We start from the raw sequence: 15844 nt of genomic DNA on the forward strand, positions 1-15844 counted from the left end.
GGCGCAGTCATGCAACTCGAATACTTCCACATGATCGATCGCATCGTCGACCTCAAGGTCGACGAGAAGACGATCGTCGTCGAAGCCCGGGTCCCGCAGGAAAGCACCATCTTCGAGGGGCACTTCCCGGGCTACCCCTTGATGCCCGGCGTGCTCCTGATCGAATCGATGGCGCAGGCCTCCGGCTGGCTTCAGCTCGGCGTGTTCAAGTTCGAGCGCATGCCGATCCTGGCCGCCGTCAAGGAAGCCAAGGTGCGCGGCTCGGTGTTTCCGGGCGATCTCATGAGCATCGAGGCGAGCCTCGCCCATGAAGGCTCTGGCTATGCCATGACCGAGGCCAAGATCAAGGTCGGTGGCAAGCTGCGCGCCAATTCGGCGCTGACCTTCACGCTGATTCCCTTCCCCAATGCGGATATGCGCGGACACATGGCGAAGATCGCCGAGCGCGTCGGCTTTCCGCAACAGGTCGTATCGCCATGACTGACACTGCTTCGAAGCCCGGCCAGACGGAAGTCTGGATCACCGGTATTGGACTCGCGACCTCGCTGGGCGAAGGCCTCGATGCCAACTGGGCCGCGCTCCAGGAGAAGCGCATCAATGTCGACGAGAAGGGCTTTGCGCCCCACGTCGTGCATCCGCTGATGCCCGTCAGCTTCGACAGCCAGATTCCGAAGAAGGGCGACCAGCGTCAGATGGAAGCCTGGCAGCGCATCGGCACCTATGCCGCCGGCCTTGCGCTCGACTCGGCCGGCATCAAGGGCAACAAGGACATTCTCTCGAAGATCGACATGGTGGTCGCCGCCGGCGGCGGGGAGCGCGATCTCAACGTCGACACCGGGATTCTCACCGCCGAGGCCAAGGGCGCCAACGCGCCAGGCTTCCTCAACGAGCGGCTGATGAGCGATCTCAGGCCAACGCTGTTCCTGGCCCAGCTCTCCAACCTGCTCGCCGGCAACATCGCCATCGTGCACGGCCTCGGGGGCACCTCGCGCACCTTCATGGGTGAGGAGGTCGCCGGCGCCGATGCCGCCCGCATCGCGCTCGCGCGCATCGCCTCGGGCGAGAGCGACATCGCGCTGGTCGGCGGCTCGCACAATGGCGAGCGCAAGGACCTGCTCGTCCTCTACGAATTCGGCGACTTCAATTTGAAGGACAAGTTCGCTCCCGTGTGGGCGCGCAAGGATCATCCGGGTTTCGCGCTCGGCTCGGCCGGCGCTTTCCTGGTGCTGGAGTCGAAGACGCACGCGCAAGCGCGCGGCGCAAAGCCGTTCGCAAGACTGTCGAGCGTCGTCGCCGACCTCGCCAAGCGCAAGCAGCCCGGCGATATGGCCGCGACACTGGAGAAGCTGTGGACCGAGCTGCCGAAGCGCGAGGGCAAGGGCGCGATCATCACCGGGGCGACCGGTGCGGAGCCGGCGACCTCGGAAGAGCGCGACTTCCTGAAGGGCCACCGCGACTTTCCGGTGCGCTCGACCGGTACGATGTTCGGCCACGCCATGGAAACGCAATTCCCGCTCGGAATTGCGCTCGCCGCACTGTCGATCTCGCGCGGTGCGCTGTTCCCGCCGAATGATTCCACGGGGACCGAGATTGAAATGCAGGGCGCGCCCACCCAGATCGTGGTGGTGGGGGCCGGACACTGGCGCGGCGAAGGCATGGCGCTGGTCGAGGCGGTATAGTTAGCTCAAGCGGGGATCGACATGACTGCACCACGCGACAAACTCGGGCGTCCCGTCGTCGTCGTCACCGGCATGGGCATCATGACCTCGCTCGGTGCCGGCAAGTCCGACAATTGGGCGAAGCTCGTGGCCGGCGAATCCGGCATCCGCACCATCACGCGTTTTCCGGTCGACGGCCTCAAGACCACGATGGCCGGCACGGTCGATTTCGTCGCCGTCGATCCGTTCTCGTCCACCGCACTGTCCGAGCGGATGGCCGAGCTGGTGACGGAGGAAGCGTTGGAGCAAGCCGGCATCGGCGCCAAGGCCGATTTCCCGGGTCCGCTTTTCCTCGCGGTCGCGCCGGTCGAGGTCGAATGGCCGCAGCGTCGCGAGCTCGGTCGCGCCGTCGGCCAGCAGGACATCACCTATGACGACCTGCTGCGCATTTCCGGCGGCGGCAAGTACAGCGCCTATCATCATCGCTTCATGTTCGGCTCGGTTGCCGCCCATCTCGCCGAGACCTTCGGCACCAAGGGCTCGCCGATCTCGCTGTCCACGGCATGCGCGTCCGGAGCCACCTCGATCCAGCTGGGCGTCGAGGCGATTCGCCGCGGCGAGACGGATGCGGCGCTGTGCGTTGCGACCGACGGCACCGTGAACCCGGAAGCGCTGGTGCGCTTCTCGCTGCTGTCGGCCCTGTCGACGCAGAACGAGCCGCCGCGGGCGGCCTCCCGCCCCTTCTCCAAGAACCGCGACGGTTTCGTGATGGCCGAAGGCGCCGGCGCGCTGGTGCTCGAAAGCTACGAGGCGGCGACTGCGCGCGGCGCGAAGATCCTCGGAGTCATCGCCGGCTGCGGCGAGCTCACCGATTCCTTCCACCGCACCCGCTCCTCGCCCGACGGTAAGCCGATCATCGGCTGCATGAACAAGACGCTGGCCGATGCCGGCATGACGCCGGACCAGATCGACCACATCAACGCGCACGGCACCGCGACGCCCGAAAACGACAAGATGGAGTTCAACACGACCTCGGCCGTGTTCGGCGACCTCGCGCAGAAGATTCCGGTCACCTCCAACAAATCGATGGTTGGCCACACCATCTCGGCCGCCGGCGCGGTGGAGGCGATCTTCTCGCTGCTCACGCTCGAGCATCAGCGCATTCCGCCGACGATCAACTACGACAATCCGGATCCCACGATCCTATTCAACGTCGTCGGCAACAAGGCGCGCGATGCCCGCGTCACCGCCGTGATGTCGAACTCGTTCGGCTTCGGCGGCCAGAACGCCTCGCTGATCCTGACCCGCGAACCGGCCTGACCGGACGCATGGCACTGCTGACTGCGAGCACGAAGGCCCGCGCGCGGGCGGCTGCCAAGTCGATCGGCGGAAGCCTGATCGGCGCCGCGACCGTCGCGATGCTGCGTACCACCCGCTATTTCGATCCGGCCAAGACCTCGAACTTCTTTGCCCGCGCCGTGAAGCTGATCGGACCGCGGCTGCGCGAGCACCGCATCGGCCGCGCCAACCTCGCGGCCGCCTTTCCGGAAAAATCGCCGGAGGAGATCGAAGAAATTCTGATGGGCGTGTGGGACAATCTCGGCCGCGTCGGCGCCGAATTCGCCCATATGGACCACGTCTGGGACTACGATCGCGACCATCCGGAGAAGAGCCGGATCGAAATTCCCCAACGCAGCATCGAGCTGTTCGACCGGATCCGCGACGACGGCAAGCCGGCGCTGATCTTCGCCGCGCATCTGGCCAATTGGGAATTGCCGGCGCTCGCCGGCGTCGCGCACGGGCTGGATACCGCGATCCTCTATCGCCGGCCGAACATCGCCTCGGCCGACCGCATCATCCAGGAGATGCGCCAGGTCAATATGGGCACGCTGATCCCGGCCGGCCGCGACGCGCCGCTGCGGCTCGCGCAGGCGCTCAAGGATGGCAAGCACGTCGCCATGCTGATCGACCAGTATCTGACCGGCGGCGTCGAGGTCACTTTCTTCGGCCGCAAGACCCGCGCCAACCCCATGCTGGCGCGGCTCCTGCGCCAGATCGAATGCCCGATCCACGGCGTGCGCATCATCCGCCTGCCCGGCGGCCGCTTCCGCGGCGAGCTCACCGAAGAGATCCAGCCGGTCCGCGATGCCGACGGCAAGATCGACATCCAGGGCACGACGCAGGCAATCACCAGCGTGGTGGAAAGCTGGGTGCGAGAGCATCCGGAGCAGTGGCTGTGGCTGCATCGCAGGTGGCGGTAGGACTCACTGCTCGGGCAGCCCCGCATCCACCTCGGCCTCGACGACGCGTTCCCAGGCTGCGATGCAGACCGGGCTTGCGTTCTTCATCGGCGGCGAGACGTTCAGCCTGGTCGTGCCGGGCCGCAGCTTCAGGCCCTCGGCGATTGCCGCCCTCGCCTCTTCGAGGCGGCCCGTTCTCTGGTAGGCGGCCCCGAGCAGGAAGTGCGAGCGGCCGGTCCCGGGCGTGATAGCGATCGAACGCTGCAGCCAGGGCAATGCCTCCTCAAAGCGTCCCATCAAGGCGTAGGTCATGCCCGCGCCGAGCAGCCAGGTCCAGCGCGAGGCCTGCGGCGTGTCGTAACGATCGGCTTGCAGGAACGTCGCGAGCGCATCGTCGAAGCGGCCGAGATAGACCTGCCCGAGGCCGATCAGATAGAGCGCAGATCCATTCCACGGATCGAAGCTCAAGGCCTTGGCGCAGGTGACGAGACTTTCCACGAAATGGTTGGTCGCGCTGAGGAAGCGGCAATAGGCCTCCAGCACGGCAATCGAATTCGGCCTCGACCGTAGCGCCTGCTCGAGCGTCGCGTTGGCCCTGGCCTCCACTGCAACGGCCTCCTCCGGGCTGAACCAGACCATCTGGATGCCGCGCATCTGCAGCGAAGCGAGCGCAACCGCGACCTCGAGATTATCAGGATCATCGCTGAGGGCCTTCTGCAGCATGGCCTGTGCTGCGCCAAAACGCTCGCGCGTGGTCTGGTTGATCGATGCGAGCGCCTGCTCGACGACGACCTTGTCGCCCCCGGCCGACGTGCCGGCGACTGTGGCGCGCGGCACACGCGACTCCAGAATTTCATTGAGACGGCGCGCAAGCCCGTGACCGACGCCGGCGACAAGTCGCGACTGCGCGAGCTGCGCATCCATCTCCTCCCCACCGACCGACGTTGCGACGACCGACTGGACCTCGCCGGTCGCAGCCTTGATGATCCGCGCGCGCAGCGTCCAGGACCGGTCGCGACGCTCCAGTTCGCCGCGCAGCTCGTAATCGGATGACGCGGCGGACGCAGCAGCGCCGGCGCCGCCCTTGGCCGCCAATCGCGGCGCAACCACGCTGATGTTCTGGATCTTGGCAAAACCATCGGTGAGGCGCGCGGTGACCTCGGCAGCCATCGCCGCGCCGTGCGCATCGTTACTCTCGTCGACGATCGGCATCACCGCGAGCCTCGGCGGCGTTCGCTTGAAGAGGAGATCCGGCTTCAGCACGGGCGCAGCAACCGCAAGCCCCATGACGATCACGAAGAGCCCGGCTACAGCGGCAACCGTAGCCTTGCGGCTCAAGCCGAACATGGCGCGCTGCGGCCTCACAGCAGCGACCTCGGCCGGTGGCAGGGGCACAACCCCGCCGGTCGGATGCGGCCTCGTCCCCTTGGCCTGCGCCGGATCGGCGGCGGGAGCTGCCACGACCTCCGTCGCCAGCAGATAGCCGCCGCCGGAGGCGAGCTTGATCAGCTGCCGCCGCTCGTCGCCGAGGGCGGTGCGCAGCTCGCGGATGCACTGGAACAGGCTGTCCTCACCGACATGGACGTTCGGCCAGACCGCCTCCATGAGCTCCTGCTTGCTCAGCACCCGTCCGCCGCTGGTGGCGAACAGTCGAAGCATCTCGAAGGTCTTGGGCCGGAGCTTGATCGGCGCGCCATCGGCCCCGCGCAGCTCCGCGCGCTGCTGGTCCAGCTCGAAGCCGGCGAAACGAAGCAAGCTATCCCCCAAAGCGTCTCCCAAGGCGGCTCATATAGCGGAAGTCTGCCGAAATTGCCCGAAAATCGGGCCTGAAACGCAAATATCAGAAACTTTCAGAAATGAGCCAACCCCTTATCAGGACACCCTTCCCGCCCCGATGCCAAGAATCCGGTCGAGGACTCGTGATTGTGCGCCGGGGGAATTGGTGAGGACGGGGAAAGATTGTTTCAAAGCGAGCGGCCGCCTGCGCGCCGCCCTGCTGACGTCGTCTGCGCTAGCCCTGGCCTGGGCGCTGCCGGCCACGCCGGCGCGCGCGCAGGATGCGACCTGGCTGGCCTCGCCAGGGACCAACGTCTACGGCGTCGGCGCCAACTGGGACACCGGCACAGTGCCGACCGGAACCGCGTATTTCGGCGCGACGAACACCAACAACCTGTGGATGAGCTCCGCCGTGACAATGGGCGGTTGGACGTTCAATGCGGGCGCACCGAATTACACTTTTGAGAACAGTGGCGAACTCAACTTCACGGGTGCCGGCATTACCGTCAATGGCGGAAGCGTCGCCATCGCAAACGACCTTTTCCTGAATTTCTACAACGCCAGCACGGCCAGCAGCGCCGCCATCGTCAATGTCGCCGTCAACGCCTTTACGACTTTCCACGACGCCAGCTCGGCTGGCACCGCCTCCATCACCAACCAGGTGGGCCTTTTTTTCGAGGACTCCAGCACGGCCGGCAGCGCCTCCATCCTCAGTGATGGCGGGCTCTTTCAATTTTTCAACACCAGCTCGGCGGGAACCGCCACGATCACCAACAGCGGCGGTCTATATTTCTTCGACAACAGCACCGCCGCTGGCGCCACCATCACCGCCAGCGGCGGCGTGTATTTCGCCAACAGCAGCACGGCCGGCAATGCCGCCATCACGACCGACTACACCCTGTCTTTCAGCGACAACAGCACGGCCGGGACTGCCGCCATCACCAACAATGTCGGAGGCTTGGTCGATTTCTCGACCACGACGGGACTCAACGGCGACCACAAGATCAGCGCCGGCTCGATCGCGGGCGCCGGCTCCTACAATCTCGGTGCCAACGAGCTGACCGTCGGCTCCAACAACATCTCGACCGAAGTTAGCGGAATCATCGCAGGCACCGGCGGCTCGCTGGTCAAGACCGGCACCGGCACACTGAAGCTGTCGGGCAGCAACACGTTCAGCGGCGGCGTCACGCTCAGCGCGGGCACGCTGGGGCTCGCCAACAACAATGCGCTCGGCACCGGCATGCTGACGACCTACGGTGGGACTGTCGCCTATGCCGATGGCGTCACAATCGGCAATGCGATCGACCTCCGCGGCAGCACGACGTTCGACATCGCGGCCGGCAGCGCGACGCAGGCCGGCGCCATTGGGCAAACCGGCGGCGCGTTCGGCATCGTCAAGACCGGCACGGGCACGCTGACCCTGTCCGGCAACAACGCGTTCACAGGCGGCGTCACGCTCAACGCCGGCACGCTGCGGCTCGCCAACAACAATGCGCTCGGCGCGAACGTGCTGACGACATACGGCGGAACGATCGCCTATGCCGACGGCGTCACAATCGGCAATGCGATCGACCTTCGCGGCAGCACGACGCTCGACGTCGCCACCGGCAGCGCCACCCAGGCCGGCGCCATTGGCGAAACCGGCGGCTCGTTCGGCATCGTCAAGACTGGCACCGGCACGCTGATCCTGAGCGGCGCCAGCACCTACACCGGCGGCACCACCATCAACGCGGGCACGTTGCAGCTCGGCAGCTCCAGCGGGGTCGGATCGATTGTGGGAACCGTCACCATCGGCGCCGGCGGCACATTCGACGTCGTCAACGCCGGCACGAGCGGCATCACGGGCATCGCGAACAGCGGGACCACGAACTTCCGCAACGCAAGCACTGCCGGCATCGCCAACATCACCAACAGCGGCACCCTGAACTTCAACGACACCAGCACCGCCGGCAGCGGCACCATCACCAACAGCGCCGCCGGCAACGTCTACTTCAACAATTCGAGTTCGGCGGGCAGCGCGACCATCATCAGCGACAACAATTTCCTGTATTTCAACGATACCAGCACTGCGGGCAGCGCAAACATCACCAACAGCGCCAACAGCAGAGCCATTTTCCAAGGAAACGCCACGGCGAACACCGCAACCATCACCAACAGCGCCTACCTGTATTTCTATGGCAGCAGCACGGCCAGCAACGCTGTTATCACCAACAACGAATGGCTGTCTTTCAACGACACCGGCACGGCAGGCAGCGCCACTCTCACCAACAATCGCTGGCTGTATTTCTACAACACCAGCACGGCTGGCAGCGCGACCATCACCAACGCCGATTTGCTGGTTTTCCGCGACAACTCCACGGCCGGCAACGCGTCCATCACCAACAGCAATACCATCGATTTCGTCGTCGGCAGCACGGCCGGCAGCGCTGTGATCACCAACAATGCCGGCGGAACGACCACCTTCCAGGACAATTCGACCGCTGGCAATGCGCAGCTGATCAACAACGCAGCCAACGCCGTCTTCGACTTCTCCGGCAGCTCCGGCCCGAACGGCGACCACAAGCTCAGCGCCGGCTCGATCGCCGGCAACGGCACCTTCTATCTCGGTGCCAACGAGCTCACGGTCGGCGGCAACAATCTCTCGACAACCGTCAGCGGCGTGATCGCGGACGGCGGCACGAGCGGCGGCACCGGCGGCTCGCTGGTGAAATCAGGCACCGGTACGCTGACGCTGTCGGGCACCAACACCTATACCGGCGGCACCACCTTCGCCGGCGGAACGGTCAGCGTCTCCTCCGACGCCAATCTCGGCGACCTCGCGGGCGGCCTGACCTTTAACGGCGGTACCCTGCAAATAGCAGGCACGGCATTCAACGCCACCACACGCACCGTCAATCTGGGTGCCGGCGGCGGCACGCTCGACATTGTGGACGCCGCCAACAATTTCGTCATCAGCCAGAGTATCAGCGGCAGCACGCTGACCAAGTCCGGTGCGGGAACGCTGACCCTGAGCGGCGCGGCAAGCTTTTCCGGCGCGATGGTGTCCGCGGGCACCCTGATGTTCGACGGCAATGCGACGGCCGGCAATGCGGCCATTACCAACAACGCGCAGCTGGTCTTCGCAACCAGCGCCACGGCCGGCGACGCCACTATCACCAACACCAATCAGTTGACGTTCTACGGCAACACCACAGCCGGCAACGCCGTCATCAACAACAGCGGCAATGTGCTGTTCGACGGCAATTCGACGCCCGGCAGTGCACAGCTCATCAACACCGCGTCCAGCGCCGTTATCAACTTCTTCACCCCCGGCCCGAACAGCGACGGCAAGCTCACCGCCGGCTCGATCGCCGGCAACGGCCGCTTCGACCTCAACGGCGCAGAGCTGGCGGTTGGCAGCAACAACCTGTCGACCGTCGTCACCGGCGTGCTCACCGGCGACGGCAGCATCACCGGGATATCGCTGATCAAGGTCGGCACCGGCAAGCTGACCCTGTCGGGCGTCAACACCTACACCGGCGCGACCGCCGTCGACGGCGGCACGCTCGCGGTCAACGGTTCGATCGCTGCATCGAGCGGTATCACCGTGAACAGCGACGCCATTCTCGGCGGCACCGGCATCGTCGGCAACACGACGATTGCGAGCGGGGGCGCGCTGGCGCCCGGCAATTCCATCGGCACGCTGACCGTCAGCGGCAATCTGGCGTTCGCCGCCGGCAGCTTCTACACGGTCGAGATCTCCACGACCGCAGCCGACCGCACCAACGTTTCGGGCACCGCGACACTCACCGGCGCCACGGTGCAGGCACTGGCCATTCCCGGCAGCTTTCGCGGCCAGACCTTCACGCTTCTGAATGCGAGCGGAGGACTCGGCGGGACGCAATTCGCCGGGCTGACCATCGCCGGAAGCTTCAGCCCTGCCCGCAATCCGCGCCTCAGCTACGACCTCAACAACGTCTATCTCGTGCTCGATCCCGGCAAGATCGAGCTGCCGGCCGGAACGAGCGGCAACCAGACCGGCGTCGCCGGCGGCATCAACAACGCGGTCGAGAGCGGCGCGACGCCACCGGCCGGCTTCGATACACTGCTCAACATGAGCGGCGCGCAGCTCAACCGGGCCCTCAGCGAGGTCTCGGGCCAACCCGGCGCCGCCAGCACGCAGGCCGCGTTCAACGCCATGCAGCAGTTCCTGGACATGCTCGACCCGGTCGGCGGTGGCATGGACGGCGAGCGCAGCATGAACGGCAGCACGCTCGGCTATGCCACCACCACACAGGGCGACGCCAGGATGCGCGAAGCCTATGCCGCGGTGACGCCGCGCGAGACAAGCGGCGATGTCATCGACCGGCGCTGGGGCGTGTGGGCCTCTGCTTACGGCGGCCGCAGCAATTTGAGCGGCAACGCGGCGGCGGGTTCAAGCTCCACCACGAGCCGCATTTACGGCACCGTGGTCGGCGCCGACTATCGCGTCTCGCCGGATACGCTGGTCGGCTTCGCGCTCGGCGGCGCGGGCTTCAATTTCTCCGTCGCCGATAGCCTCGGCGGCGGCCGTGCCGACGTCTTCCAGGCCGGCCTCTATGCCCGGCACAATTTCGGCCCGGCCTACCTCTCGGCCGCCCTCGCCTATGGCTGGCAGGACGTCACCACCGACCGCACCGTGACGGTATCAGGCACCGACAAGCTCACCGCGAACTTCAGGGCCAGCACCTTTGCCGGCCGTCTGGAGGCCGGTTGGCGCTTCGCACCCATCCCCGCCTCCAGCTTCGGCGTCACGCCTTATGCGGCCGTGCAGGCCACCACCTTCCACCTCCCCGGGTACGGCGAGACCGCGCTCGTCGGCAGCAACCAGTTCGCGCTGTCCTACGGCGCGCAGGACACCACCAATGTCCGCACCGAGCTCGGCGCCCGTACCGACCAGCGCTTCCTCGTCAAGGACGGCGTGCTCACGCTGCGCGGCCGGCTCGCCTGGGCGCACGATTCCAACACCAACCGCCTCGTCAGCGCCGCCTTCCAGACGCTGCCGGGCGCGGCCTTCACGGTCAGCGGCGCGCAACCGGCGGGGGACTCTGCACTGGTCGGTGGTCGCGCCGAGATGAAGTGGCGAAACGGCCTCTCACTCGCAGGAACGGTCGAGGGTGAGTTCTCGCAGAGCACGCAGACCTACACCGGCAAGGGCACGGTGCGATATGAGTGGTGATGCGACGCGCTGTGCGCGGTGTTGCGCCCGCGCGTCAATTAAGCCAAGCAGGATCAGGACTTAAGCACCGCCACGACCGCCACCCGTAAGGTTGCGCTTCTGCTGTGCATGGGGTTGTTTTGCGGAATTTGTTTGTCGGGCCGGTTCCCGAACGACTACCGCCCCGTCTTCACCTTCGTCCACAGCCGGTTGATGATCCGCTGCGTTGCCGGCTCGCGCGCCGTGATGACGAACAGTTTTGCGAGCGCCGCCTCGTCCGGATAAATGTTCTTGTCGCCAAGGATCTTGGGATCGACCAGCTTCTGGCTGGCGAGGTTGCCGCTCGCGTAGGACAGAAAGTCCGAATTCTTGGCGGCGACGTCCGGGCGATAGAGATAGTTGATCAGCTCGTGGGCTTCGCTGACGTTCTTGGCATCCGCGGGGATCGCGAGATTGTCGAAGAACATCTGCGCGCCTTCCTTCGGAATGGCGTAGCCGATCTCGATGCCGCTCTTGCCCTCCGCTGCGCGGGCGCGGGCCTGCATGATGTCGCCGGACCAGCCGACCACGAAGCAGATCTCGCCGGTCGCAAGCGCGCTCAAATATTCGGAGGAGTGGAACTTGCGCACGGAGGGACGGACTTTCGCAACGGCCTCGGCGGCCTTCTCCAGGTCGGCCTGCTTGGTCGAGTTCGGATCGAGCCCCAGCCAGTTCAGCGCCGCCGGAAAGATGTCGTCGGCGGAGTCGAGCATGTGCACGCCGCAGTCCTTGAACTTGGCGAGGTTCTCCGGCTTGAAGACGATGTCCCAGCTGTCGATCTTGGCGTCGGCCCCTAGGATCTGCTTCACCTTGGCGACGTTGTAGCCGATGCCGGTCGTGCCCCACATGTAGTTGGCGGCGTAGACGTTGCCGGGATCGTAGGTCCCAAGATGCTTGGTCACCATCGGCCAGGCGTGGCTAAGGTTCGGCAGCTTCGACTTATCGAGCTTCTGGAAGATGTTGGCCTTGATCTGGCGCTGGAGGAAGTACGCTGTGGGCACCACGACGTCGTAGCCGGACTTGCCGGCCATCAACCGCGTCTCCAGCGTCTCGTTGGCATCGAAGGTGTCGTAGACCACCTTGATGCCGGTTTCCTTGGTGAAGGCCTCCAGGACCTCCGGCGCCATGTAGTTGGACCAGTTGTAGAAGTTGACGACCCGCTGCTCGGCGCCGGCGGGCGCGGAGAGCCATGCCAGCGCTGCGGCGATCGCAAGACCCAGCCCAAGTCCGGAGCGGCTGACGGTCGTCATTCCAGTCTACCTCTTGCGTCCACGCACCGCGTCCGACAGCCGCTCCAGCGCGGTGTCGAGGGTCTGGTCCTTCTTTGCGAAACAGAACCGCACCACCGACGTCACCGGGTCCTGCTCGTAGAAGGCCGAGACCGGGATCGCCGCCACCTTGTAATCCCTGACGATCCGCCAGCAGAACTCGGTGTCGCTTTCGTTGAGCCCCAGCGGCGACAGGTCGACGGTGAGGAAGTAGGTGCCTTGCGACTTCAGGACAGGGAAACCCAGACTTTCGAGGCCCTTGGTCAGGCGGTCCCGGCTCCGCGTCAAATCCTTGCGCATCGACAGGAAGTAGTCGTCGGCCTTGCCGAGGCCGTAGGCGACGGCGGCCTGCAGGTTCGGCGCGCTGGTGAAGGTCAGGAACTGGTGCACCTTGGCGGCCACGCGCAGCAAGGGCGGCGCCGCGCAGACGAAGCCGATCTTCCAGCCGGTCAGCGAGAAGATCTTGCCGGCCGAGCCGACCTTGATGGTGCGCTCGCGCATGCCGGGGATGGTGATGAGCGGAATGTGCTTGTGCTCGTCGAAGGTGACGTGCTCCCAGACCTCGTCGCAGATCGCGATGACATCGAACTCCTGGCAATAGCGCGCCAGCAGCTCGAGGTCCTCGCGCGGATAGACCACCGCGCTGGGATTCAAGGGGTTGTTGAACAGCACCGCCTTGGTCTTTGAATTGAACACGCTTTTCAGCATGTCCTCGTTCAAGCGCCAGTGCGGCGGCTCGAGCCGGACGAGGCGCGGAATGCCGCCGGCCTGCCGGATGATCGGCAAGTAGGAATCATAGACCGGCTGGAAGCAGACCACCTCGTCGCCGGGCTGCACCACCGCGAGGATCGCCGAGGTCAGCGCCTCGGTGCCGCCTGATGTGACCATCACCTCGCTCATCGGATCGAGCTTGAGGCCGTGCCAGTGGTCGTAGTGAGTCGCGATGGCCTGGCGCAGCTCCGGCAGGCCCATCATCGAGGGATACTGGTTGTAGCCGTTCAGCGAGGCCTCTGCCGCGGCGCGGCGGATGTCCTCGGGCCCGGGATCGTCGGGGAAGCCCTGGCCGAGATTGATGGCATCGTTGTCGCGCGCGGCCTGCGACATCGCCTCGAAGATGGTGACGGGAAGGTCGGCAAAGACCTTGTTTAGATTGGAGCTCTTCGACATCGACCCGATCAGCCACCGACCTTGCTGGGAAGTCCCGCCGCCTTCCAGCCCAGCATGCCGCCGGCCAAATGCTTGTCGTAAGGCAGGCCCGCCGCCTGCGCCGCCAGCGACGCCGTCACCGAGCGCTTGCCCGAGCGGCAGGCGAACACGACCTCCTTGCCCGCCGGATCGGGGACCGCCTTCGGATCGAAGGTCGAGAGCGGAACCACGACACCGTAAGGGTAAGCTTCGGCCTGGACCTCGTTGGGCTCACGGACGTCGACGAGCAGATAGCGCCCTTCGGCGACACCCTTGGCGACCTCGTCCGGGGTCAGATCCTGCACTTGATTTGCCACATCATCCTCCAACGTCGGGCCGCGGGCCGGGCGATCCCCGGCCGGCGGCAACCTCGCCTCTCGGGCGACGAAAATCAAGCGCCACAAAGGCTTGAGCCGTCCCGCGCAAGTTAAAGCTAAATCGCAGCGGCTTGAAGTGCAGCTTTCGGGGCACTTCACCTCTCCCGTAGGGAGAGGTGGACACTGGGCCACTTGATCGAACGCAGTCCTAGATCGTCACCTGCGTGCCGACCTCGACCACGCGGCCGCTCGGGATCTGGAAATAGTCGGTGGCATCGTTGGCGGAGCGGCTGAGCGAGATGAACAGCCGATCCTGCCAGCGCGGCATGCCGGAATGGGCGGCGGGCTTGAGCGCCCTTCGCGACAGGAAGAACGAGGTCGACATGATGTCGAATTGCCAGCCCAGCTTGCGGGCGATCGCGAGGGCCTTCGGGACGTTGGGCGATTCCATGAAGCCGAACTTCAGCGTCACCTTGGAGAAGGTCGGTGAAATCTGCTCCAGCTTCACCCGCTCCGCCGGATCGATCCGCGGGGTCTGCGCAGTCTCTATAGTGAGAATGACATTCTTCTCGTGCAGCACTTTGTAGTGTTTCAGACTATGCATCAGCGCGGTCGGCGCGCTGAGCGGATCCGAGGTCAGGAACACGGCGGTGCCGGGGACGCGCTGCGGCGGCCGCTTCTCCAGCATCGCGACGAGGTCGGCGAGCGGAAATTCGAGCTTGCGCGACTTCTCGAACAGCAGCCGGCTGCCGCGCCGCCACGTGTACATCAGGATGATCATGACGGCACCGAGCGCCAGCGGCACCCAGCCGCCCTCGAACACCTTCAGCAGGTTCGCGCTCAGGAAGGTCAGATCGAGCAAAAGGAACGGCGCGATCAGCGCGGCGGCGGCGAGCCCCGACCAGCGCCACCCCTTCCAGATCACGATGAAGCCCATCATCGCCGTGACCACCATGGTCCCGGTGACGGAGATGCCATAGGCGGAGGCGAGCGCGCTGGAAGAGCGGAACAGCAGCACCAGCAGCACCACCGCGACCAGCAGCAGCTGGTTGATGCGCGGAATGAAGATCTGCCCGGAATGGGCCTCGGACGTATGACGAATTTCGAAGCGCGGCAGCAACCCCAACTGGATCGCCTGACGCGTCAGGGAATAGGCGCCGGTAATGACGGCCTGACTGGCGATGACCGTCGCCATGGTGGCGAGCACGACCATGCAGCCGCGCAGGAAGCCTTGCGGGAAGAGCTGGAAGAACGGGCTCACGATCGCGCCGGGATCGCCGAGCACCAGCGCGCCCTGCCCCAGATAGTTCAGCGCCAGCGAAGGCAGCACCATCACCAGCCAGGCGGTCTGGATCGGCCGCTTGCCGAAATGGCCGAGGTCGGCATAGAGCGCCTCGGCACCGGTCACGGCCAGGAACACCGCGCCCAACGTCACGAAGCCGACGACGCCATGGGTCAGCATGAACGACACGGCGTAGAGCGGATTCAGTGCGAGCAGAACGTGCGGCTGCTCGATGATCGGGGGGATCGCCGCCACCGCGAGGACCGTGAACCAGACGCACATGATCGGACCGAAGAAGGCGGCCACCCGCGCGGTGCCGCGCGACTGCACGGCGAACAGGCCGACCAGGATCACGATCGTCAGCGGAACGATGTAAGGCTCGAACCGCAGCGTAACGTCCTTCATGCCCTCGATCGCCGACAGCACCGAGAGGGCCGGCGTAATCACGGCATCGCCGTAGAACAGGGCTCCGGAAATGATGCCGAGCAGGACGATGGTCGCCCCGCCCGGACCGGCGCCGACCGCTCGCTGCGCCAATGCCATGAGCGCCAGCGTGCCACCCTCGCCATTGTTGTCGGCACGGAGCAGGATCACGACATATTTGAGCGTCACCACCAGGATGAGCGCCCACAGGATCAGGGAGAGCACGCCGAGCACAGCCGCAGCCGTCGGCAGGCCCTCGTGCCCTGAAGCCGCCGTCACCGCCTCGCGGAAGGCGTAGAGCGGGCTGGTGCCGATATCGCCATAGACGACGCCGATGCTGCCGAGTGTCAGCGCACCGAAACCGGCGGTGGTGTGGGCCTCGCCATGCCCATTGGCCGCCGCCGTTTCCGGGGCGGTAATCACTACGTCGCTTGTCATGGGAGAGCCCAGTGGCCTCTAAAATGCTTCACTGCACAACGG

10 protein-coding genes are annotated in these 15844 nt (G+C 65.5%); 5 read left to right on the forward strand and 5 right to left on the reverse strand.

Going from position 1 to position 15844, the window contains the following annotated elements; genetic code table 11:
• The first annotated feature begins 9 nt into the window (after positions 1 to 9).
• The 4 genes from AC3WLX_RS05070 to AC3WLX_RS05085 are packed head-to-tail and all read left to right on the forward strand — an operon-like array spanning position 10 to position 3919.
• A complete protein-coding gene (locus tag AC3WLX_RS05070) occupies positions 10 to 480 on the forward strand; it encodes a 3-hydroxyacyl-ACP dehydratase FabZ family protein (protein ID WP_492334935.1) in 471 nt (156 codons plus the stop codon).
• Positions 477 to 1679 (forward strand): beta-ketoacyl-ACP synthase, encoded by a 1203-nt coding sequence (locus tag AC3WLX_RS05075; RefSeq protein ID WP_291624727.1) that lies wholly within the window; start codon positions 477 to 479, stop codon positions 1677 to 1679. Before AC3WLX_RS05070 ends, AC3WLX_RS05075 begins: the two co-directional genes overlap by 4 nt.
• 21 nt (positions 1680 to 1700) lie before the next feature.
• On the forward strand, positions 1701 to 2978 hold the full coding sequence (locus AC3WLX_RS05080) for a beta-ketoacyl-ACP synthase (RefSeq protein ID WP_492334936.1): 1278 nt from the start codon (positions 1701 to 1703) through the stop codon (positions 2976 to 2978).
• 8 nt (positions 2979 to 2986) lie between these two features.
• Positions 2987 to 3919 (forward strand): lipid A biosynthesis lauroyl acyltransferase, encoded by a 933-nt coding sequence (locus AC3WLX_RS05085; protein WP_492334937.1) that lies wholly within the window; start codon positions 2987 to 2989, stop codon positions 3917 to 3919.
• 3 nt (positions 3920 to 3922) lie between these two features.
• Here the strand turns inward: AC3WLX_RS05085 and AC3WLX_RS05090 are convergent, their stop codons facing one another.
• Complete coding sequence (locus AC3WLX_RS05090) at positions 3923 to 5653, reverse strand: winged helix-turn-helix domain-containing protein (protein ID WP_492334938.1); 1731 nt, start codon at positions 5651 to 5653, stop codon at positions 3923 to 3925.
• A gap of 187 nt (positions 5654 to 5840) precedes the next feature.
• Between AC3WLX_RS05090 and AC3WLX_RS05095 the strand changes: the two genes are divergently transcribed.
• Positions 5841 to 10871 (forward strand): autotransporter domain-containing protein, encoded by a 5031-nt coding sequence (locus AC3WLX_RS05095; RefSeq protein WP_492334939.1) that lies wholly within the window; start codon positions 5841 to 5843, stop codon positions 10869 to 10871.
• Between the two features lie 155 nt (positions 10872 to 11026).
• Here the strand turns inward: AC3WLX_RS05095 and AC3WLX_RS05100 are convergent, their stop codons facing one another.
• From AC3WLX_RS05100 to AC3WLX_RS05115, 4 genes are all read right to left on the reverse strand, one after another.
• Positions 11027 to 12139: a polyamine ABC transporter substrate-binding protein gene (locus AC3WLX_RS05100; RefSeq protein ID WP_492334940.1), complete on the reverse strand. Its 1113-nt coding sequence runs from the start codon at positions 12137 to 12139 to the stop codon at positions 11027 to 11029.
• 6 nt (positions 12140 to 12145) lie between these two features.
• Entirely contained in the window at positions 12146 to 13324 is a 1179-nt protein-coding gene (locus tag AC3WLX_RS05105; protein ID WP_492334941.1) for an aminotransferase, read from the reverse strand.
• Positions 13325 to 13332: 8 nt separating this feature from the next.
• Positions 13333 to 13659 (reverse strand): rhodanese-like domain-containing protein, encoded by a 327-nt coding sequence (locus AC3WLX_RS05110; protein WP_492334942.1) that lies wholly within the window; start codon positions 13657 to 13659, stop codon positions 13333 to 13335.
• Positions 13660 to 13867: 208 nt separating this feature from the next.
• The gene (locus AC3WLX_RS05115; protein WP_492334943.1) at positions 13868 to 15802 is read right to left on the reverse strand and encodes a potassium transporter Kup; all 1935 of its coding nucleotides are present in this window, start codon (positions 15800 to 15802) and stop codon (positions 13868 to 13870) included.
• Between the last annotated feature and the right edge of the window lie 42 nt (positions 15803 to 15844).

It is taken from the genome of Bradyrhizobium sp. FW305-F6 (assembly GCF_058782905.1).

Bases quoted from the DNA above. Each gene is read 5' to 3' on its own strand.
- AC3WLX_RS05070 (WP_492334935.1), top strand. From the start codon at position 10: ATGCAACTCGAATACTTCCACATGATCGATCGCATCGTCGACCTCAAG.
- AC3WLX_RS05075 (WP_291624727.1), top strand. From the start codon at position 477: ATGACTGACACTGCTTCGAAGCCCGGCCAGACGGAAGTCTGGATCACC.
- AC3WLX_RS05080 (WP_492334936.1), top strand. From the start codon at position 1,701: ATGACTGCACCACGCGACAAACTCGGGCGTCCCGTCGTCGTCGTCACC.
- AC3WLX_RS05085 (WP_492334937.1), top strand. From the start codon at position 2,987: ATGGCACTGCTGACTGCGAGCACGAAGGCCCGCGCGCGGGCGGCTGCC.
- AC3WLX_RS05100 (WP_492334940.1), bottom strand. From the start codon at position 12,139: ATGACGACCGTCAGCCGCTCCGGACTTGGGCTGGGTCTTGCGATCGCC.
- AC3WLX_RS05105 (WP_492334941.1), bottom strand. From the start codon at position 13,324: ATGTCGAAGAGCTCCAATCTAAACAAGGTCTTTGCCGACCTTCCCGTC.
- AC3WLX_RS05115 (WP_492334943.1), bottom strand. From the start codon at position 15,802: ATGACAAGCGACGTAGTGATTACCGCCCCGGAAACGGCGGCGGCCAAT.